This window comes from Rathayibacter rhapontici (assembly GCF_001995175.1).
Lineage (GTDB): Bacteria > Actinomycetota > Actinomycetes > Actinomycetales > Microbacteriaceae > Rathayibacter.
The window spans coordinates 22,300-41,978 of record NZ_MUKN01000034.1 but is presented as its reverse complement, the minus strand read 5'-3'; the positions used below and the strand labels follow the sequence as shown (position 1 = coordinate 41,978).

Below are 19,679 nucleotides of genomic sequence, written 5' to 3'. Positions count from 1 at the left end.
GGACGCCCCCGCGCCCGCCGCCGACGCCCCGCGCCCGCCGCCGCACTCGCCGTCGACGCGTTCTCGGCCTCGCCCTCGACCGTGTCCTGCGAGGGCGACCGCACGGCCGACCGCCCCGTCTCGCTCTCGTGGTCGACCAGCGGAGGAACGGCCGCCCGTCTCGCGACCGGCACGACCGGCACCGCGGCCGGCGACCCCGTCGAGCTCGCCGCGTCCGGATACGGCCTGACCGTCGCGTGCCGCGACTCCGAGACCCTCGTCGCTCTCACCGTCGAGGCGGCCGACGGCTCCACCGTCCAGCGCACCCTCGTCATCACCGCCGAGGACTGAGCACCCGCTCGACGCGCCCCGCACGGCAGAATGGAGCGCGATGACCTCCACACCGCCTCCGCTCGGCCTCCTCCTCGACGTCGACGGCCCCATCGCCAGCCCGATCAGCCGCACCATCGCGATCCCCACGATCGCCGACGACCTCGTGCGCCTCGCGAACGCGGGCATCCCGATCGTCTTCAACACCGGCCGCTCGGACGCGTTCCTGCGCGAGCGCGTGCTGCCCTCGCTCCTGGAGCGCGGGGTCTCGCCCGAGGCGCGCATCGTCTGCGTCTGCGAGAAGGGCGCCGTGTGGTTCACGGTCGACTACCGCGGCACCTCCGAGCCGATCGTCGACGAGTCGCTCGCGATCCCCGAGCCGGTCGCCCGCGACCTCGAGCGCATGATCCGCTCCGACTACGACGACCTCGTCTTCTTCGACGAGACCAAGCGCGCGATGGTCTCGGCCGAGCAGCTGGTCGACCTCCCCAGCGACGAGTACCTCGCACGCCAGCTCGTCTTCGACGCCGACGCCCTGCAGATCATGACCGCGGCCGGCCTCGGAGTCCAGCGCCGCGGCATCCGCTACCCGAACGACGCGGGCACGGTCGACTACCGCATCGACCCCACCGTCATCTCGACCGACATCGAGTCGAACCGCCTCGGCAAGGATCTCGGCGCCCAGCGCGCCGTCGAGCTGCTCGGCGCGACCGGGCCGATCCCGCAGCGCTGGCGCACCGTCGGCGACTCCCGCAGCGACTACGCCATGGCCGACTGGCTGTACGAGCACGCCTACGAGGTCGTCCACGTCGACGTCCGCCCGGCCGAGGGCGTCCCCGAGAAGCCCTATCCGATCCTCGTGGTCGACGACCTCGTCAACGATGCGGCCGGAGCGGCGGTGCTGCGCCGCTGGACCGAGCTCGTCGACGACGAGACGACCCCCGAGGCGGGCGGCGGGATCTCGCTCCACACGCGCTCCTGAGGGGCACCCGGAGCCGATCCGCCACCCCTCGTCCGCGCGGGGCCCGGCCGCTAGCGTTCGACGCATGAGAATCGCAGTCACCGGTGGATCCGGCAAACTCGGCCGCAGTGTCGTCTCCCGCCTCCGCGCATCCGGCCACGACGTCTACAACCTCGACCGTGCGGGGGAGCGGGGCCCGGGCTTCGTGCGCATCGACGTCGCCGACTACGGCCAGGTCGTCGACGCCCTCCAGGCCGTGGGCGATCAGTACGAGGGCATCGACGCGGTCGTGCACCTCGCCGCGATCCCCGCGCCGGGCATCGTGCCCGACATCGCCACCTTCCAGAACAACATGCTGTCCACGTTCAACGTGTTCCACGCGGCCATCCGCTCGGGCATCCGCAACGTCGTCTACGCCTCCAGCGAGACGGTGCTCGGCCTGCCCTTCGACGTGCCGCCGCCCTACATCCCGGTCGACGAGAAGTACCCCGCCCGCCCGGAGTCGGTCTACTCGCTCACCAAGCACCTCGAGGAGCAGCTCGCGATCGAGCTGTGCCGCTGGCACCCGGACCTGAAGATCATCGGCCTGCGCTTCTCGAACGTCATGGACGAGGCGGACTACGCGGAGTTCCCGTCGTTCGACTCCGACGCCCTGATGCGCAAGTGGAACCTGTGGGGCTACATCGACGGCCGCGACGGAGCGCAGGCCGTCGAGAAGGCGCTCGCGCACGACGCGACCGGCTTCGACCGCTTCATCATCGCCGCGGCCGACACCGTCATGTCGCGCCCCAACGACGAGCTGATCGCCGAGGTGTTCCCCGGTGTCGAGGTGCGCGGCGAGGTCGGAGCGAACCAGACCCTGCTCTCGATCGACCACGCCCGCGAGGTGCTCGGCTACGCGCCCGAGCACTCGTGGCGCGACTCGCAGCAGGGCTGATCGGGCGACTCCGCCCGCAGCACCCTGCAGATCAGCACCCCGCACGAACGCGACCGACCCGCCGGGATCCGAGGATCCGGCGGGCCGGTCGCGTTTCTGCGCGTGCGGCTAGCGCTGCATCAGCTGGGGATGTAGTTGAAGGTGTCGGGGTCGGGACCCGTGCGGTGGCCGCGGTCGAGCGCCGTGATGTCGGTCATCGACTCGTCGTCGAGCTCGAAGTCGAAGAGTGCGAAGTTCTCCTCGACGCGGGCGCGGGTGACCGACTTCGGGAACACGATGTCGCCGCGCTGGATGTGCCAGCGGAGCACGACCTGCGCGGGGGAGCGGTCGACGTTGCGGGCGATGCGGGTGATCGTGTCGTCCTCGAGCACCAGGCCCTGGGCGATGGGCGACCACGCCTCGGTCGCGATGCCGTGCTCGACGCCGTAGGCGCGGAGCTCGTCCTGGACCAGGTACGGGTGCACCTCGATCTGGTTCACGGCGGGCACGATGGTGGCCTCGGCGCGCAGACGGTTGAGGTGGTTGGTCTGGAAGTTGGAGACGCCGATCGCCTTCGCCTTGCCGCTGCGGTAGATCTCCTCCATCGCCTTCCAGGTCTCGAGGTAGTCGCCCACGTTCGGCAGCGGCCAGTGGATGAGGAACAGGTCGACGTAGTCGAACTTCAGCTCGCCCAGGGTCTGGTCGATGGCGGCGAGGGCGTCCTCGCGGGCGTGGAAGCCGTTGTTGAGCTTCGAGGTGACGAAGACCTCGGAGCGGTCGAGTCCGGAGGCGCGCACGGCCTCGCCGACGCCCGCCTCGTTGCCGTACATCTCGGCCGTGTCGATGTGGCGGTAGCCGACCTCGAGGGCGGTGAGAGTCGCGTCCTTCGTCTCGGCGGGATCGATCTGGAACACGCCGAAGCCCAACTGGGGGATCTCCACTCCGTTGTTGAGGGTGATCGTGGGGACCGTCGTGGCGTCCGTGCTCATACTGAGTCTCGTCCTTTCATCGGGGAGGCCGCGCGCTCGCGCCCGCGGCCAGGAGGCCAGTCCACGCCCGGAGCCCTGTCGGCTGCAACCCCTTGAACACTCAGGGAACGCCGAGCGGGCGCCTCTCGGCGTCACGCCCGGGTCGGTCGGGCCGGGGTCGCGGTGGCGTCGAGTCGACGGGCGGAGCGGTCCGCTGCCGACCCGCCGAGCAGCGCGGCGATCGCGAGGGCGAGCAGGAGGGGGAGGTGCCCGGTCACCGGCACCAGCGCCGCGATGATCAGCGGGAAGAAGAAGCCCAGGTAGGTGAGCGTGTAGAACGTCGCCGTGAGCCTCGCGAGGTCGTCGGGCGCCGCCATCGTCTGCACGGCCTTGAGCCCCGAGAGCAGGCAGATGCCGTAGCCGGCACCGAGGAAGGGGGCGGCGAGGAGCACGAGCCACGGCGAGCCCGTGAGGGCGGCCGGTGCGAGCAGGAGCGCCCCGACCGCGAAGCAGATCGTGCCGACCGGTCCGTTCCGCCCGCGCAGCGCGTGGTCGATGCGGGCCGCGAGCAGCTGCACCGAGGTCCCCACCCCGAGGGTGATCAGCATGACGAGGGTCGCGAACGCGATCCCGAGCGTGCCGAGCCCGCCGGTCACGAGGCTCGGTCCGACGGCGAACGAGAGGCCGCAGCTGCCGAAGACGAACGGCGCGATCGGAGCGACCGTGCCGCGGAACCGGCTGCGGTAGACCGCCGGAACGCGCAGGTCGCCCAGGAGCGAGCGCCGGTGCGGGCTCGACGTGCGCGTCTCGGGCGCGCGGAGCACCGCGATCAGGGTGAGGATCGTCACGCCGGCGTGCACGAGGTAGGGCAGCACGGTCGGGTTTGGCGCCCACTGGGCGAGCACCCCGCTGATCGCGGCTCCTCCGCCGAAGCCGATCGAGAGCGAGATCCCGCTGCGGCGCGCTCCGGTGCCCGCCGCCGCCGACAGCTCCTTCACCCAGCTGCTGCCGACCACGGCCGCGACGGCGACGCTGACCCCGGCGAGCAGGCGCGCGACGCAGAGCCCGGCGAGGTCCGTCCCCGCGATCGCGAACACGATGCTCGCGATCGCGCCGAGCGCCACTCCGGCCAGCATGATCCTCCGCCGGCCGAAGCGGTCGGACCACGCCCCGGCGAGGGCGAAGCCCGGCACGATGCCGATCACGTACACGGCGAGCAGCAGCGTGACCTCGGTCTGCTCGAAGCCGGCCACCTGCCGGTACATCACCATCAGCGGGATGAACTGGTTGCCGCCCCAGCCCAGGGCCGCCATCGCGGCGGCCACGAGCAACCACGACGACTCCGGGGTGCGAGGTGCGGACGGGGATCGGTCGGGGCGGGGCCGCATGGCGTCCTTCGGGTCGGGAGCACCCGGGCCGCTCGGCGCGGGAGCGGTCGCCGACCTCCGATTCTCGGGACACCGGCCGTGTCGGCGCAAGCTCCGCTTGCGGACGTGTCCGCAAGCGGACGTCGACATGGGCCGGAGCGCCGTCAGCATCTGGTGCTCGGAGCCCCAGGCCGCCCGCGATGACCGTCCCCGCGACGGCGGGAACGCCTCCCCGACGCGGCCGACCGCCAGGTCGGGCGTCAGACCGCGCTGTCCAACCGCAGCATCGCCTCGCGGGCGAAGGCCGACGCCCCGGAGCGCCACGTGCGCTCCAACGTCAGCACGTCGTCGCCCGCCGCGCGCGAGGCCGGGAGCTGCCGGGTCGCGGCCTCGAGGATCCCGGACGCGCCGTGCAGGCTCAGCGGCACCGCGCTCGCCGCGTGGATCGCGTCGATCAGCGGCCAGTCGAGCTCGGCCTCCGCGGCGTAGGTCCCGTGCACGTTCCCGACCGACGTCGCCAGCACGTGCGCACCCGACGCGGAGAGGAACGGAGCGACCAGGGCCGCGTCGGTGCGGCCCGACGGCAGCGAGGCGAGCGCGCGGTCCTCGTCGCCCGCGAGAGCGCCCAGCTCGGCCTCGACGACGACTCCGGAGCGGCGCACCGCCTCGGCCGTGAACGCCGCGTTCTCCTCGAACGGCAGAGCGCTGCCGTCGGCCAGCACCGCGTCCGTGCCGGCTTCGACCGAGCGGAGGATCAGGGCGAGGTCGGTCGCGTGATCGAGCTGCACCGAGACGGGCACCGCGGCACCGTCCGCCAGGGCGCGCAGCGCGGTGAGGAACCGCGGCCCGTGACGGTCGGCCGCGGTCTTCGGCGTGACCAGCAGGATCACCCCGCGGCCCAGCTCCTCCGCCGCGTCCACGACCGCGAGGGCCGTCGAGAAGTCGTAGCAGGTGAGGGCGCCGACCGCCCCGCCCGCCGCCTGCCGCTCGCGGATCAGGTCGTCCATCCGGACCCTCACGCGAGGCCGCCGGCGACGATCCAGACGACGTAGGTCAGGGCGAACCCGACCACGCCCAGGATCGTGGTGAGCACCGTCCAGGTGCGCAGCCCGTCGGCGACGCTGAGGCCGAGGTAGCGGGTCACGACCCAGAAGCCGGCGTCGGTGACGTGCGAGAGGCCGAGCGAGCCGAAGCCGACCGCGACGGTGATGATCGCGATCTGCAGCGCGGTGTAGCCGCCCTCGGCGACACCCGTGGCGAGCAGTCCGCCTGTCGTCACGATGGCGACGGTGGCCGAGCCCTGGGCGGCGCGCAGCACGAGCGACACCACGAAGCCGAGCACGATCAGGGGCACGCCGAGCGTGTCGAGCGTGCTCGCGAGCGCTCCGCCGATGCCGCTGGCCTGCAGGACCGCTCCGAACACCCCGCCGCCGGCGACGACGAGCAGGATCGACGCGATCGGCGGCAGCGCGCTCTCGAAGATCTCGTTGGTCTGCGTGAGCGACCAGCCGCGCTTGACCGGCAGCGCGAAGAACGCGATGCCGACGGCGACGAGCAGCGCGAGCACCGGGGTGCCGACGAAGACGCTGAGGCCGTGGGCGAAGGTGCCCTCGGGCAGGATCAGGGCGCCGACGGTGCCGACCAGGATCTGCACGATCGGGACGGCGACGAGCAGGATGATCAGCCCGGCGCGCGGAGGGGCGAGCTCGGTGCCGTCGCGGCCGACCGTGCGGATCGCGGAGGTGACCCCGCCGACCTCGGCGAGCTGCGCGGCGACCGCCGGGGCGAGCTCGTAGTCGCGGCGGTTCATGATCGCCGAGACGGCGTAGGAGAGGACGCCGAGGACCGCGCAGATGGGCAGCGCGATCAGGGCGATGAGCCCGACGTCGGCCCCGAAGACGCCCGCTCCGGCGACGATGCCGGGGTGCGGCGGCACGGCGACGTGCACGGCGAGCATCAGGCCCACCATCGGCAGGCCGAACTTCACCGGGCTGAGCCCGGCGACCTTGCTGAACGCGTAGATGATCGGGACGAGGACGATGACGCCGACCTCGAAGAAGACGGGGATCGCGACGAGGAACGCCACGATCGTCAGTGCCACGGCGACCCGCTTGGGTCCGAGCACGCGGGTGAAGTGGTCGGCGAGGCTCTGCACGCCGCCCGACACCTCGATCAGGCGGCCGAGGATCGCGCCGAGCGCGATGATGAGGGCGACCTTGCCCATCGTGCTGCCCACGCCGTTGGCGACGAGCACGAAGATGTCCTCGAGCGGGATCCGCGCCGAGACGGCGACGAGCACGCTGACCAGCAGCAGGGCCACGAAGGCGTGGATCTTGAAGCGGATGATGAGCACGAGCAGCAGGGCGATGCCCGCCGCGGCGATCCCCAGCAGGACCGGGGTGTCGAGGGTGACCGCCGGGGCGATCGGTGCGTCCGCGGCGCTGCGGATCGCGGTGGCGAGGTTCATCGGGCGTCCTTCGGGGTGAGGTGCTGCGGGGCGAGGACCTTGATGACGGCGGAGTCGTCGGCGGCGGCGAGGCCCTGCGCGGCTCCGAGCAGGTAGAGCTGCTCGGCGGCCGCGGCGATCGGAGTGGCGAGGCCGGAGCCCCGGGCGGCGGAGGTGACGATGCCCATGTCCTTCACGAAGATGTCGAGGCGGCTCAGCACCTCGGCGCCGTCCTCGTCGTAGGCCTGCAGCATCCGCGGTCCGCGGTTGCCGAGCATGAAGGAGCCCGCCGCGCCGGCCGAGAGCGTCTCGAGGGTGGCGGCGACGTCGAGTCCGAGCGCCTCGGCCAGGGCGAGCGCCTCGGCTCCGGCGGCGATGTGCACGCCGCACAGCAGCTGGTTGACCGTCTTGAAGGCCTGGCCGTCGCCGGCGCGGTCGCCGATGACGCTCAGCGTCGAGGCGAGCAGCTCGAGCACGGGCTGCGCCTTCGCGCGGGCCTCGGGGGCCGCTCCGACGACGATCAGCAGGTCGCCCGCTCCGGCGCGGACGGGCCCGCCGCTGAGCGGGGCGTCGACCAGGTGCACGCCGAGCGCGTCGAGCTCGGCGGCCACGGCGACGACGTCGTCGATCCCGACGGTGCTCGTCATGATCACGACGCGCCGGGCTCGAGGGTCGAGGCGACCCCGTTGGCGCCGAAGAGCACGTCGCGCAGCTGCGCGCCGTTGCGCACGGCCAGCAGCACGGCGTCGACGCCGGCCACCGCCCCGCGCGCGGAGTCGAACGGGGTGATGCCGGCGTCGGCGGCCAGCGCAAGGCGCGGCTCGGCGATGTCGAAGCCGTGCACGGTGAGCTCGGTGGCGAGGCGGGTGGCCATGGGCAGGCCCATGGCGCCGAGTCCGAGGACGGCGACGCGGTAGGAGGGGGTGGTCACGGTGGTCCTTCTTCCTGGGGAGTGGGGGAGGGGGTGCTCGCGGGTCACGCGACTGCGGTGGTGGGACGGGTCAGCGTGCCGACGACGGCGGCGAGCGAATCGTCGTCGCCGACGTTCCCCGCGAATACGATGTAGGGGATGCCGCGTGCGGGGCCGTCGACCGGCTCCCAGAGCGAGACGATCCCGGGCAGCATCGGGCCGCGCACGATCGCGTGCCTGATGCCGAGCCCGTGGGTGGCCACGTCGCTGGACGTGATGCCGCCCTTGGCGATGACGAATCGGGGGCGCGTGCGGGCGAGGACCCGCTGCACGACCTCGACGATCGCGGCCGAGACCCGGCGCGAGATGTCGAGGCTCTCGTCGGCGTCGTCCGTGCGGCGGAGGAGGCGGCTGGTGTGCACCGCGACGTCGCCGCGGCCCAGCGCGTCGACCGCCGCGTCGATCAGACCGTCGAGGTGGGCCGCGTCGCCGGCGAGCACGGCCTCGACGTCGATCTCGAGGGTCTGCTCCAGCGCGCCCTGCGCTTTGAGCACCGCGAGCTGGCGCGACGTGAGTCCCACGTGCGATCCGACGACGATCAGCCCGCCGACGGCGTCGCTCCCGTCGCGCCGAAGACGTCCTGCACCGTGAGCGGAGGGTGCACCTCCTGCCCGATGCGGGCCCGGACGAACGGCGGGCCGACCCGGAACAGGAACCGCTTGCCCTGCTCCTCCGCGGCCGCGAGTCCGAGGGCCAGCAGGCGCATGTCGTCCTCGTGCACCGCGTCGACGACGACCGGGACGGAGCCCGTCAGGGGCAGGAGCGCGCGGACGATGCCGTCCACTCCGCCGCGCAGGACGCTCAGGTCCAGGCGCACGACCTGATCGGCGCTCCAGCGGCCGTCCGTCTTCTCGGCGACGTAGTCGGCGAGGTCGGAGGAGGAGTAGCCGAACGTCGCATCGCGGGCGAACTCGGTCTCGGCGATCGGAGTGAGGCCGTCCGGCGTGCGCATGAAGTGGACGCCGCCGATCGTGACGCGACCGGCATCGGGGAACGCGGGCACCAGCAGCACGGCGTCGAAGCCGTGGCCCGTCGCCTCGCGCACCGTCTCCTCGATGACGTCGGTCTCGAGCGGGTAGTGGCCGCGCAGCGTCGAGTCGCCGCGGCTGACGAAGGCGATCGGAGTGCCGGTCCGGGCTGCCGCGGCACTCGCGTTCGCCACGATCTCGCGGTTGCGGCGGGCGGCGGACTCGGCGTCCAGGCTCCGCGTGTTGGTGAGCACGTAGACGGCGGGGGCGTCCTGAGCGAGCGCCCAGTCGAAGTCCTGCGGGTCCCAGGCGGTCAGGACCGGCAGGTCCGAGACCGACTGCGTGCCGGTGGGGTCGTCGTCCAGGACGATCAGGACCCGGGTGCCGCGCTCGACGGCCGCCGCGACGTCGGCCGCATCGACGGGGACGTGCTCGGGGTGGCCCGCGAGGGCGCTCGACTCTTCCATCATCACTCCTTTGTAGCTGATAGCAGATATCATACAAGTAGAAGGAGCGGCGTCAAGAGCGGGTCCGCCGGGACCGCTCAGCGCAGCGTCGGCAGGACGTGCTCGCGGAAGTCGTCGGCCGTCTGCTTCATGTGGTCGGCCATCGCGAGGCGGGCCTCCTCGGCGACTCCGCCCCGCAGGGCGTCGAGGACCGCGGCGTGCTTCGCGATCGCGTTGCGCTGGATCCGCTCGACGGCCGAGGTCTGCGCGCGCTTCTCGCGCATGACCCGGGAGAGCGGGGCGAACACCGTGCCGACGAAGACGTTGCCGGTCGAGCGCAGGATCACGTCGTGGAACGCGATGTCGGCCTCGACGAACGCCGCGACGTCCTCGTCGTCGTGCGCCGCGCGCATGAGGCTCAGCAGCCGCTCCAGGTCCTCGAGATCGGAGTCGGAGCGACGGGTCGCGGCGAGCGCGGCCGCTCCGCTCTCGATCATTTCGCGCACCTCGATCAGCTCGAGCTCGGTCGTGCCGGGGTCGGTGCCGTGCGCGGTCACCCGCAGGATCGCGCCCAGATCCGTCCAGAGCGAGAGGGGAGCGACCGTGCCGCGCTTCCCGCGCCGCACGTCGAGCACGCCCAGCCCCTGCAGGCGCTTCAGCGCCTCGCGCATCGTGACGCGGCTGACGTCGTGCTGCTCGGCCAGCTCCGCCTCGCTGGGCAGCTCGGAGCCGATCGCGAGGACGCCGGCGACGATGTCGTCGAGCAGGGCGTCCGCCACGGTCGTGACGAGGGAGGCGCGGACCACGGCAGGGTCTCCCGTCGGTAGAGGGCTTCCAGTGTACGGGCGCCGACCCGGCGCCCCGGGGGAACGACGAAGGCCCCCGGCACGGATGCCGGGGGCCTTCGGTCCTGCACCCGGAGGTGCGGGGCGCGTGACTACGCGCGGGACTTGCGGCCGGTGATCGCGCCGTAGACCAGCAGGACGATCAGGGCGCCGACGATGGCGAGGGCCCAGGTGCCCAGGTCGAAGAACTCCTCGAGACCGCGACCGAAGATCGCGCTGCCGATGAAGCCTCCGAGGAACGCGCCGACGACGCCGAGGACCAGGGTGATGACCCAGCCGCCGCCCTGACGGCCCGGGAGGATCGCCTTGGCGATGGCTCCGGCGATGAGTCCGAGGATGAGGAATCCGATGATGCCCATGATGTTTCTCCTTCGTGTTCGTGCTCGACCGGCCGTTCCGATGCGAGCGTCGACGCCTGTCGTGGGGGCGTCCCGTGAAGTTCTCTTCCGGTCAGCGGAGTGAGCGCTGCACCTTCGCGCGGGCCTTGTCCGCGATGGAGGCGAAGTGCTCGGCTTCGCGCTTCGAGGTCTTCTTGAGCTTCTTGCGCGTCTTCTTCGTGGCAGGGTCGTTCCACACGCCGAGTGCGAGGTGACGCAGCTCTTCGTAGCGGGCACGCCCGGCGCGAGCGCCGAAGACGTACGCTGCGAGAGCGACGAGCGTCAGCAGGACGAGGCGGGGATTCATGCGGTGACCCTTCCATCGGAGAGCACAGGGACGTGCTCGACCCCCATTTGACTCTCCTGCGCAGTGCGTGGCAATTCAGGGCCCGACCATTGACAGCGACCCCTCCGGCCTGGTTCGCGTGCGCGCAGTGGCGCATCCGCGCAGTTCCCGCTCGCCGGCCGTCAGTGCCGTTCCCGCTCGCGGTGCGTCAGGCGCGGGTTCCGGCGAAGCGCTCGTGCAGGTAGCCGCCGTAGCCGCCGTCGACCCGGTTGTCGCGACGCCCCGAGGTGACGACCTCGCCGCGGTCCGTCGCTCCGACCCGCGCCCCGATCGCGTGCAGCCGCTCGACCAGCCGCACGTCCTCGTGCAGCGGCTCCACGCCGAAGCCGCCGGCGAGCAGGTAGCAGCCCGCGCGCACCCCGAGGTTCGCCCCGTGGATGCTCCCGATCGACTGCTCCCGCTCGCGGGTGCGCTGCCAGCGGGCGTAAATCGCGGGGTCGAGATCGGCGGGATCCGGCCGCACGGTGCCGACGAGGACGTCGTGCCGGCGCGCGTGCTCGACGTGGGCGAGGAGCCAGTCGGCCGGGACCCGGGTGTCCGCGTCCGTGTTCGCGATCCAGATCCGCTCGACGGGGGCGGGAGCGGAGGAGAGCGCGTGCGCGATGCCCGCCGAGCGCGCCGCGCCGACCCCGCAGCGCTCGAGCTCGAGCACCTCGCGCCGGCCGCCCTCGCCCGCTCGGCGGTCGCGTCGGTGCAGCCGTCCGCCGCGATCAGCAGCCGCACGGCGAGCCCGGGGTGCGAGCGGAGCAGCCGCGTCGCGCTGGCCTGCACCGAGGCGACGAGTCCGCCGATCCGCTCCTGCTCGTCGTGCGCGGGCACGAGACGAGCACGTGCTCGAGGCGCCTCACAGCAGTCCCGTGCGGCGCGCCACGGAGCGGGGGTCGCGGGCGTGCACCTCGAGCAGCACGTCCTCCTCCTCGTGCCGCACGATCCGGTGCAGTCCGAGCCGGCCGACGGTGGCCTGCACGGCGTCGCCGTCGAGCTCGAGCCCGGCGATCGGGTGCCGCCAGTGCACCGTCACGAGCTCACCGGAGGAGGAGAGCGCGTCGCGGACGCCCCGCAGCACCCGCTCGAGGGTCGGGGCGCCGAGGTAGTAGCCGACCTCCGAGAGCACGATCAGGTCGAACGGCCCCTCCGGGATCCCGCGGGTGATGTCGTGGTGCTCGACCCGCACGTGGGGCAGCGGAGCGAGTCGGCGCGCCGCCCGGTCGACGGCGGCCTCCGACACGTCGACCGCGAGCAGCCGGTCGCAGCGCTCGGCCAGCGCCTCGGCGAGCACACCGATCGACGCGCCGATCTCGAGGGCGGAGTCGTAGCGCCGCTCCGGAAGGCTCGCCAGCGTCAGCGCTCGCTTGCGCTCCTCGTACCAGTGGCTCGTGTAGCCCCAGGGGTCCTCGTGCCGCGCGTAGAGCTCGTCGAAGTAGGTCGTCCGGCCGTCCATCATCTCGACCCTAGGCACGCGGCCCGCGGCGGGCGGCCACTTGTCCGCGGAGCCGCAGTGCGCTATCCGGTGACCCGGATCAGGTGGTCGTCGCCGAGGAAGTGCCGGAGGAAGAGCGGATGCAGCACCGCCGCGGACCCGTCCCCGCCCCGCCGCGTCTGGCTCGCGTACTCGCCCAGAGCCGCCCGGCGCCGCGCCCGCGCGTCCCCGTCGGCCTCTCCGCGCAGGAGGGACGACCACGGCACCGCCGCGTCGTCCGGCCGCGCCCAGTGCCACAGCCAGATCGGGGCGGCGAGCACCGGCTGGCCGCACGCGGGTCCGACCTCGGCGCACACCTCGCCGACCACGCGGTGGTCGCGGTGCCCGTCGCCCGCCCACGTCGAGAGCAGGAGCACCGTGCCCGCGGGTCCCGAGGCGCGACGGCGCACCTCGTCCGCGATGCGGTCGCGGTGCTCGGGGGTCGCGGAGTCGGGTACCTCGAGGAAGGCCAGGCCGATGCCGTCGCCGAGCCGGTCGAGCGCGGCCCGCGCCTCGCTCCGGCGCTCGGCGGCGATCGCGGGGGAGGGCTCGCCGTGGGAGGAGGCTCCGTCGGTCACGACCACCACGTCGACAGCGAGCCCCCGCCGGCGCGCGCGGGCGATCGTGCCCGCGCAGCCGAGCGTCTCGTCGTCGGCGTGCGCGGCCACCACCAGCACGCGCTGCACGCCCGCGAGCACCTCGGCCGAGGGGAGGCCGTCCCGGCGCCCGTCCTCCTGCCACACCTCGAGCGGCGTCCCCTCGAGGTGGCCGTCGAAGCTCACCACGCCGTCGAACCGCCGGAGGCGAGCACCGCCCGCCCGAGCGCCGCGTCGTCGCGCTCGGCGTGGTGCTGCCGCACGTAGAGGGCGAGGTCCGCGACCCGCTTGGCGTGCTCCTCGTCCAGCGCCAGCGGCGCGGGTCCGAGGGCGCGGCCGGCGCGGGCGAGGACCTCCTCGCACGCCGAAGCCACGCTCGCCCGCGTGCGCTTCGCCAGGAGCGCCCCGGCGGATCCGCTCGCCGCGCCGCCGTCGACGAGTGCGGACGACTCCGCCAGCGCCCGTCGGGCCGCCTCGAGAGCCGTGTCGACCGCGCCGAGGTGCGCGAGCAGGTGCGGGTCGTCGCGGCGCGCGGCGGCCGACGCGACGACGGCGCCGATGCCTCGCGCTCCGCCGTACCAGCAGGCCGCGACCGCGATGCCGCCCCAGGCGAACCCGGGACGCGAGAGGTACCAGCCCGCCTCGCCGACCGGCACGGCCGCAGCGCCGGAGAAGCGCACGGGCCCGCTCGGGATCTCCGCGAGACCGCGGGCGTGCCAGGCGCCCTCGAGGGGCGTCGCCGATCCGGCGCCGAGCCCGACGGCGAAGAGGCGGCGCTCGCCGGTGGCCTCGCCCACGTGCGCCGTGACCAGCGCCGCGTCGAGCCGGTCCGCCAGCGAGCACCACGGCTTCACGCCGTCCAGCCGCCAGCCGTCGCCGTCCGGGCGTGCGACGAGCGGGTCCTCTCCTCCCTCCGCCGCGAAGACCCCCCAGACGGCGGAGGGGGAGATGCCCACGTCGGCCGGAGCGAGCCCCGCCTCGGCCAGGATCGCGAGGGCGTCGAGGTGCGGCTCGACGGCGCGGGCGACACCGAGGTCGTGCCGCGCGAGGCGGGCCAGCAGTGCCAGAAGCTCGGCGGTGCGACCGGAACCCGGCAGCGGGGCGTCGGAGCCGAACGCGCGGGCGAAGGCGAGCGCGCCGGCCACGTCCGTGGGCAGCGGCGCGTGCAGGGGGAGGGCGGAGGTGAGCGGTTCCATCGGGGCCGACGCTACGCAGTGGGCGGTCCCCACCGCGCTGATTGCCCGGGCGGCCGGTCGGTGCTAGCCGCCGGATCCCGTCACAGCTCGAGGGCGTTGATCCGGTGCAGGAGGCGCGCGAGCCGCTCGACGTCGCCGTCCCCCCAGCCGCGCAGCTCCTCGTGCAGCTGCGCCTGATCCGAGGAGCGGATCTCGCGCAGCCGCGCGGCCGTCTCCGGCGTGACCGAGAGGATCGTCGACCGCCCGTCGGCGGGATCGGCGCCCGCGAGAGCAGGCCCAGCCGGTCCAGCGCCGTGATCTGCCGACTGAGCGTGGACTTATCGGTCTCGAGCAGCTCGGCCAGGGCCCCGGAGGAGACCGGCCCGCGCCGCTCCAGCGCCGACAGCGTCTTGTACCCGGCCGCCGTCAGCTCCGGATGCACGCGCTCGGCGTAGGAGCGCATCATCGCGCGCACCCGCCGGAAGAGCGTGCTCAGCTCGCCCTCGACGGAGGCGATGGCCGCGTCGACGTCGTGGGCGGGGGTCGGGCTCGCACCGGTCATGCCTCCATGGTGCCCCCTCCTCGACTTGCGTCGCACCGACTGGATGTCGTACGCTCTCCGAAGCCAAAGACCGCCGGTTTCCGGTGTGCGCACGAGCAGGGCCCCGGCCCCGCGAGATCGCCACTCGGACGAAGGATTCGCGAAGCGAATGGCCCGCGCAGGTGTGAACGAGATCATGACACGCGAGAGATCGCGTCTCCCGAAGCTCCGAGCGCCTGCGCCGGAGCTTTTTTCTTTGCGTGCCTTCGGGCTACCGGCACGAGAATTCACAGGAGTAGCCATGGCGAACAAGGAAGCCTCGGTTGCCGAACTCACGGAGAAGTTCCAGAGCTCGACGGCCGTTCTGCTGACCGAGTACCGCGGTCTCACCGTTGCGCAGCTGAAGACGCTGCGCAAGGACATCAGTGAGCACGCAACCTACGCCGTGGTGAAGAACACGCTGACCAAGATCGCGGCGAACAACGCCGGTATCTCGTCCTTCGACGACGAGCTCGCTGGCCCCTCGGCCATCGCGTTCGTGCACGGCGACCCCGTCGCCGTCGCGAAGTCGCTGCGTGCCTTCGCCAAGGCAAACCCTCTGCTCGTGGTGAAGGGCGGTTACTTCGACGGTAACCCCCTGACCGCAGAAGAGGTGGGCAAGCTCGCCGACCTCGAGTCCCGCGAAGTGCTGCTCGGCAAGCTCGCCGGCGCCTTCAAGGCCTCGCTGTTCGGTGCCGCATATCTGTTCAACGCCCCGCTGTCCAAGGCCGTTCGCACGGTCGAGGCGCTGCGCGAGAAGCAGGAGTCCGCGAGCTGACGTCTTCCTCCGGGAGACAGCGCACGCGGTTCGTAGACAAGAAAAACTAGGAGAAAAATCATGGCAAAGCTCACGCAGGACGAGCTCATCGAGGCCTTCAAGGAGCTCACGCTCATCGAGCTCTCTGAGTTCGTCAAGAAGTTCGAAGAGGTCTTCGAGGTCACCGCCGCCGCGCCCGTCGCGGCTGCCGGAGTCGCCGGCCCGGCCGCTCCCGCCGAAGAGGTCGAGGAGCAGACCGAGTTCGACGTCGTGCTCGAGGCCGCCGGCGAGAAGAAGATCCAGGTCATCAAGGAGGTCCGCGCGCTCACCAGCCTCGGCCTCGGCGAGGCGAAGGCCGTTGTCGATGGCGCCCCCAAGGCCGTCCTCGAGGCCGTCAACAAGGAGACCGCCGAGAAGGCCAAGGCTCAGCTCGAGGCCGCCGGCGCGACCGTCACCGTCAAGTAGTACTGCGCCGACCCCGGTCGGACAGCACTACCGCGCCGACCCCGGTCGGACAGCACTACCGCGCCAACCCCGGTCGGCGCATGCGCGCAGGGCGCCGTCTCCTCGGAGGCGGCGCCCTTCGCCGTTCCCGCGCCGTGTTCCCGCGGGCCGTGGAATCGCCCGGGCTCTAGAATCGGTGCGTGTCCGCTCCTGATCCGCTCGCAGGCCTGCCCGCGCGCGACGTGCCGCCGAGCGAGGTCTCGCTCAGCGAACTGCTGAGCGACTTCGTCTCCGTGACCCACCGCATCACCCGACTCGCCGCGCAGGCCACCGACAACCAGGAGTCGCAGGCCGTCTGGCGCACGCTCTCGGTCCTGCTGTCGATGGGGCCGATGCGCCTGGGCGAGCTCGCCTCGCAGAGCCGCGTCTCGCAGCCGACGATGACCAAGATCGTCAAGAACCTCGTCGACAGCGGCTGGCTCGCCCGCATCGCCGACCCGGACGACGCCCGCGCCTGGCAGATCCAGCTCACCGACGTCGGAGCCGCCGCCCTCGCGGCCTGGCGCTCCGAGCTGGGCGACGCCCTCACGCCGATCTTCGCCGACCTCGCCCCCGAGGACCGCCGCGTCCTCGAGCGCGCCGTCGAGATCATGCACGAGCGCCTGGTGGTCGGCCCCCGCCACTGACCGCCGATGTCGGTCCTGCCCGCTACCGTCCCTGCGTGACCCGCTTCCTGCTCCACGCCGACGCCGACGCGTTCTTCGCCTCGGTCGTGATGCGGCGGCGCCCGGAGCTGCGGAGGGTCCCGATGGCCGCCGTCGCGCACGTGTTCGTCGCCAGCGCCAACTACCCCGCCCGCGCGCTCGGGGTGCGCGGTGGCATGCCGGTGTCCGAGGCGCGGTCCCTGTGCCCCTCGCTCGTCCTGGTCGATCTGCCGCGCGACGAGATCGAGGAGGCGAGCGACGCGCTGTTCGACCTCTTCTCCTCCGCGGCCCGGGCTGTGGAGCCCGGCTCGATGGAGGAGGCGTTCCTCGACGTCGCCGCCTCGGACGAGTCGAGCGCCCTCGCCGCGGCTCGCGAGCTGCGCCGGAGGGCCGCCGTCGAGCTCGGCCTGCCCGTGAGCGTCGGCATCGGGTCCACGAAGCTGATCGCGAAGCTCGCGTCCCGGGCGGCCAAGCCGGACGGGCTGGTCCGCATCGACTCGTCCGAGGAGGCGGATCTGCGTGAGCGGCTGCCCCTGGTGGACGCCTGGGGCGTGGGACCGGTGAGCCTCGAGCGGCTCCGGGTCATCGGGGTCGAGCGGCTCGGTGACATCGACGCCGTCTCGGACGGGGAGCTGACGAGGGTCTGCGGTCTCGCGATGGCGCGGCGCCTGCGCGGCTATCGCGACGGGACCGACGACGCGGTCGTCCGTCCGGTCGAGCAGCGCCGCACGCTGAGCTCGGAGGGCACCACCGCCGGGTACGACCGCGCCGATCACTCCGCGTCCGAGCTGATCGGCACCTGCCTCGCCCGCGTCTGCCGTCGTGCCCGCCGCGCCGGGCTCGTCGCGACGGGTCTGTCCCTCTCGCTCCGCCCGGCGTCGGGTGCGCCCGCGATCGTGCTGCGACGGACCCGTGTGGAGGCCTCGGCCGACGAGGAGGAGTGGGGTGCGACGGCGCGGGAGCTGCTCGACGAGGCTCTGCCGCCTCCGCTCGTCGGAGTCGGCGTCGCGCTCACCGGCCTCGTGCCGCGGGAGAGCGCTCCGCTCGCCCTGTTCTGACGACCGGCCGCACGCCACACTGGGGTCGTGCGCATGCGACTCGAGCTCGTCCCCCTGCCCGTCGCCGATGTCGATCGGGCGGTGGCCTTCTACAGCGGCGTCGTCGGGTTCGAGGTCGACCACGACGTCCGTCCGACCGAGGGGATGCGCATCGTGCAGCTGACCCCGCCCGGCTCGGCCTGCTCGGTCGTCCTCGGCACCGGCATGGGCCTGGATCCGGCGGACGGCGTGGTGCGCAACCTCCACCTCGTCGTCGACGACCTCGCCGGAGCGCGCGCCGAGCTGGTCTCGCGCGGGCTCGACATCAGCGAGGTGCACGACATGGGCGGGGTCCTCTACGCGTACTTCGCCGATCCGGACGGCAACTCCTGGGCGCTGCAGCAGATCGGCGCCGACGCCCGCCCGCCGGCCTGACTCGGGCTCAGCCCTCGGGCCACTCCACGCGGGCCTGCACCTCGGGGTGCTTGCGGAGCCACGCGGCGATGAACGGGCAGCGGGGCACCACGGTGCCCCCCGCCTCCGTCACGGCGGCGACCGCGGCGCGGGCGAGGGCGCTGCCGAGGCCGTGGCCCTCCCAGGCGTCCTCGACGACGGTGTGGGTGAAGACGACGCGGTCGCCGCGGAGGGAGTACGCGGCGTAGCCGGCCGTCTCTCCTCCGATCGAGATCTCGAACCTCGATCGCTCGGGGACGTCCTGGACGACGGGGGAGTCGGAGTCGGTGTCGCTCATGCTCCGATTCTGCCCCTCAGGCTCCGATCCGGGCCCCTCGCGGTGCCGAGGTGCTGGTGCGGATCACGAGCGACGCCGGGATCGTGGTGTGCCGTGCCGGGGGAGGAGCCTCCCCGCGGGCGAGTGCCGCCAGGGCCTCGAGGATCAGCTCGACGGCCAGCTCGCCCTGCTGCCGCGGGTCCTGGCGGATCGACGTGAGCCCGAAGAGGTCGGCCAGCGGGTGGTCGTCGATGCCGATGATCGACACGTCCTCCGGGATCGACAGCCCGAGCTCGCGCGCGGCCAGCACGATGCCGATCGCGATCTCGTCCGAGGCGGCGAAGATCGCCGTGGGGCGGGTGCGCGGGTCGCCCAGCACCTGGCGTCCGGCGCGGTGCCCCCCGGGGATGTCGAAGGTGGTCGGGGTGAAGGTGCTCTCGTCGAACTCGAGCGCCGCCGCCTCGAGGGCCTGGCGGAAGCCGACGAGGCGCTTGGTGTGCACGCGGAAGTCCATCTCCTCCTCCGCCAGGCCGCCGATGTGCACGATGCGCTCGTGGCCGAGCGAGAGCAGGTGCTCGGTCGCGAGCCGCGCGGCCGCGACGTCGTCGATGCTGAAGGTGGGGATCCCGGGGAGCTCGCCGCCGATGCCGACCACCGGCTTCCCCAGCGCGAGGAGCGCCTCCGTCTCGCCGGGGGAGATCTCGAGGGTCACGGCGACGATCGCGTCGACGCGCTTGCGGACGAGGTAGTACTCGAAGACGCTGCGCCGCGCGTCGCGGTGCTTGTCGATGTTGTAGAGCAGCAGGTCGTAACCGGCCGCCAGGAGGGCGTGCTCGATGCCGTCGATGATGCCGCCGAAGAACCACTGGTTGATCACCGGGATGATCACCGCGACGTTGTTGCTGCGGCCGGTGACCAGGCTCGAGGCGTTCGCCGAGACCACGTAGCCCAGGCTCGCGGCGGCCTTCTCGACCCGCTGCTTCGTGCCGGCGGAGACGTAGCCGCGACCACTCAGGGCACGGGAGACCGTGGCCTTGGAGACCCCGGCGAGCTCGGCGACCTCTTCGATGCCCGTCACGGCGTACCTCCCGTCCCGTCCGGCGTCGATGCTGGAAACGGTTCCAGGAAGTTATACCCCTTCCGTGGGGTCGCCACCATTCCGCGCCGAGGCCGAGCACCGCCGTTCCGCGGCGCGATCCGCGGTTCGACGCCGAATCGTTATCTGAGAGAGCGCTCTACCGCGGGCGTTGTGGTTTCATCGAAGTTGTGGAAAGGTTT

General features: G+C 72.7%; 23 protein-coding genes and 2 pseudogenes. 8 read left to right on the top strand and 17 right to left on the bottom strand.

All coding sequences use genetic code 11. The features are described from left to right. The 3 genes from B0T42_RS20040 to B0T42_RS12035 form a co-directional block, all read left to right on the top strand. The coding region (locus B0T42_RS20040) for a hypothetical protein (protein WP_158078112.1) at positions 1-330 on the top strand (330 nt) is incomplete at its 5' end. A 40-nt stretch (positions 331-370) separates the two neighbouring features. After that, the gene (locus tag B0T42_RS12040) at positions 371-1,291 is read left to right on the top strand and encodes an HAD family hydrolase (protein WP_077223351.1); all 921 of its coding nucleotides are present in this window, start codon (positions 371-373) and stop codon (positions 1,289-1,291) included. Positions 1,292-1,355: 64 nt separating this feature from the next. Beyond that, on the top strand, positions 1,356-2,207 hold the full coding sequence (locus tag B0T42_RS12035; RefSeq protein WP_077223350.1) for an NAD-dependent epimerase/dehydratase family protein: 852 nt from the start codon (positions 1,356-1,358) through the stop codon (positions 2,205-2,207). Between the two features lie 119 nt (positions 2,208-2,326). Here the strand turns inward: B0T42_RS12035 and B0T42_RS12030 are convergent, their stop codons facing one another. From B0T42_RS12030 to B0T42_RS22725, 15 genes and pseudogenes are all read right to left on the bottom strand, one after another. Then, positions 2,327-3,175, bottom strand: coding sequence for an aldo/keto reductase (locus B0T42_RS12030; protein ID WP_077223349.1), 849 nt, complete (start codon positions 3,173-3,175; stop codon positions 2,327-2,329). Between the two features lie 131 nt (positions 3,176-3,306). Beyond that, complete coding sequence (locus tag B0T42_RS12025) at positions 3,307-4,542, bottom strand: MFS transporter (protein WP_342418245.1); 1,236 nt, start codon at positions 4,540-4,542, stop codon at positions 3,307-3,309. Positions 4,543-4,781: 239 nt separating this feature from the next. Then, positions 4,782-5,528 (bottom strand): class II fructose-bisphosphate aldolase, encoded by a 747-nt coding sequence (locus tag B0T42_RS12020; protein ID WP_094742750.1) that lies wholly within the window; start codon positions 5,526-5,528, stop codon positions 4,782-4,784. A gap of 8 nt (positions 5,529-5,536) precedes the next feature. Next, positions 5,537-6,988 carry a GntP family transporter gene (locus tag B0T42_RS12015; RefSeq protein WP_077223346.1) on the bottom strand — a complete coding sequence of 484 codons (1,452 nt, stop codon included), beginning with the start codon at positions 6,986-6,988 and terminating at the stop codon, positions 5,537-5,539. Continuing rightward, positions 6,985-7,853, bottom strand: a pseudogene (locus tag B0T42_RS12010) (NAD(P)-dependent oxidoreductase). The gene B0T42_RS12015 and the pseudogene B0T42_RS12010 overlap by 4 nt, the downstream one beginning before the upstream one ends. An 89-nt stretch (positions 7,854-7,942) precedes the next feature. Further along, the gene (locus B0T42_RS22735) at positions 7,943-8,458 is read right to left on the bottom strand and encodes a nucleotide-binding domain containing protein (protein ID WP_446737376.1); all 516 of its coding nucleotides are present in this window, start codon (positions 8,456-8,458) and stop codon (positions 7,943-7,945) included. A 17-nt stretch (positions 8,459-8,475) separates the two neighbouring features. Beyond that, positions 8,476-9,375, bottom strand: coding sequence for a four-carbon acid sugar kinase family protein (locus B0T42_RS22730; protein WP_446737375.1), 900 nt, complete (start codon positions 9,373-9,375; stop codon positions 8,476-8,478). Between the two features lie 74 nt (positions 9,376-9,449). Next, a complete protein-coding gene (locus tag B0T42_RS12000) occupies positions 9,450-10,157 on the bottom strand; it encodes a FadR/GntR family transcriptional regulator (RefSeq protein WP_077223345.1) in 708 nt (235 codons plus the stop codon). A gap of 131 nt (positions 10,158-10,288) precedes the next feature. Next, positions 10,289-10,555, bottom strand: a complete 267-nt coding sequence (locus tag B0T42_RS11995) for a GlsB/YeaQ/YmgE family stress response membrane protein (protein WP_055790998.1) — start codon at positions 10,553-10,555, stop codon at positions 10,289-10,291. Between the two features lie 91 nt (positions 10,556-10,646). Then, on the bottom strand, positions 10,647-10,880 hold the full coding sequence (locus B0T42_RS11990) for a hypothetical protein (protein ID WP_077223344.1): 234 nt from the start codon (positions 10,878-10,880) through the stop codon (positions 10,647-10,649). A 187-nt stretch (positions 10,881-11,067) separates the two neighbouring features. Beyond that, positions 11,068-11,616: a glycosyltransferase family 2 protein gene (locus B0T42_RS11985; RefSeq protein ID WP_077223343.1), complete on the bottom strand. Its 549-nt coding sequence runs from the start codon at positions 11,614-11,616 to the stop codon at positions 11,068-11,070. A gap of 147 nt (positions 11,617-11,763) precedes the next feature. Beyond that, positions 11,764-12,360 (bottom strand): class I SAM-dependent DNA methyltransferase, encoded by a 597-nt coding sequence (locus B0T42_RS11980; protein WP_077223342.1) that lies wholly within the window; start codon positions 12,358-12,360, stop codon positions 11,764-11,766. Between the two features lie 62 nt (positions 12,361-12,422). Continuing rightward, positions 12,423-13,163: a PIG-L deacetylase family protein gene (locus B0T42_RS11975; protein ID WP_077223353.1), complete on the bottom strand. Its 741-nt coding sequence runs from the start codon at positions 13,161-13,163 to the stop codon at positions 12,423-12,425. Beyond that, complete coding sequence (locus B0T42_RS11970; protein ID WP_077223341.1) at positions 13,157-14,170, bottom strand: acyl-CoA/acyl-ACP dehydrogenase; 1,014 nt, start codon at positions 14,168-14,170, stop codon at positions 13,157-13,159. Before B0T42_RS11970 ends, B0T42_RS11975 begins: the two co-directional genes overlap by 7 nt. A gap of 265 nt (positions 14,171-14,435) precedes the next feature. After that, positions 14,436-14,612, bottom strand: a pseudogene (locus B0T42_RS22725) (MarR family transcriptional regulator); the annotation flags it as partial. 379 nt (positions 14,613-14,991) lie between these two features. Here B0T42_RS22725 and rplJ point away from each other — a divergent pair. From rplJ to B0T42_RS11940, 5 genes are all read left to right on the top strand, one after another. Then, complete coding sequence (gene rplJ / locus B0T42_RS11960; protein WP_055791018.1) at positions 14,992-15,507, top strand: 50S ribosomal protein L10; 516 nt, start codon at positions 14,992-14,994, stop codon at positions 15,505-15,507. A gap of 60 nt (positions 15,508-15,567) precedes the next feature. Further along, complete coding sequence (gene rplL / locus B0T42_RS11955) at positions 15,568-15,951, top strand: 50S ribosomal protein L7/L12 (protein ID WP_055791021.1); 384 nt, start codon at positions 15,568-15,570, stop codon at positions 15,949-15,951. A 179-nt stretch (positions 15,952-16,130) separates the two neighbouring features. Continuing rightward, complete coding sequence (locus B0T42_RS11950; RefSeq protein WP_236720258.1) at positions 16,131-16,616, top strand: MarR family winged helix-turn-helix transcriptional regulator; 486 nt, start codon at positions 16,131-16,133, stop codon at positions 16,614-16,616. A gap of 35 nt (positions 16,617-16,651) precedes the next feature. Next, the gene (locus B0T42_RS11945) at positions 16,652-17,692 is read left to right on the top strand and encodes a Y-family DNA polymerase (RefSeq protein WP_077223340.1); all 1,041 of its coding nucleotides are present in this window, start codon (positions 16,652-16,654) and stop codon (positions 17,690-17,692) included. 27 nt (positions 17,693-17,719) lie between these two features. Continuing rightward, the gene (locus B0T42_RS11940) at positions 17,720-18,106 is read left to right on the top strand and encodes a VOC family protein (RefSeq protein ID WP_201788533.1); all 387 of its coding nucleotides are present in this window, start codon (positions 17,720-17,722) and stop codon (positions 18,104-18,106) included. Positions 18,107-18,113: 7 nt separating this feature from the next. On the opposite strand, the gene B0T42_RS11935 is transcribed toward B0T42_RS11940, so the two are convergent. Together B0T42_RS11935 and B0T42_RS11930 are read right to left on the bottom strand one after the other, a co-directional pair. After that, complete coding sequence (locus tag B0T42_RS11935; protein WP_077223338.1) at positions 18,114-18,422, bottom strand: GNAT family N-acetyltransferase; 309 nt, start codon at positions 18,420-18,422, stop codon at positions 18,114-18,116. A gap of 16 nt (positions 18,423-18,438) precedes the next feature. Then, positions 18,439-19,479, bottom strand: a complete 1,041-nt coding sequence (locus tag B0T42_RS11930; RefSeq protein WP_077223337.1) for a LacI family DNA-binding transcriptional regulator — start codon at positions 19,477-19,479, stop codon at positions 18,439-18,441. Positions 19,480-19,679 lie beyond the last annotated feature (200 nt).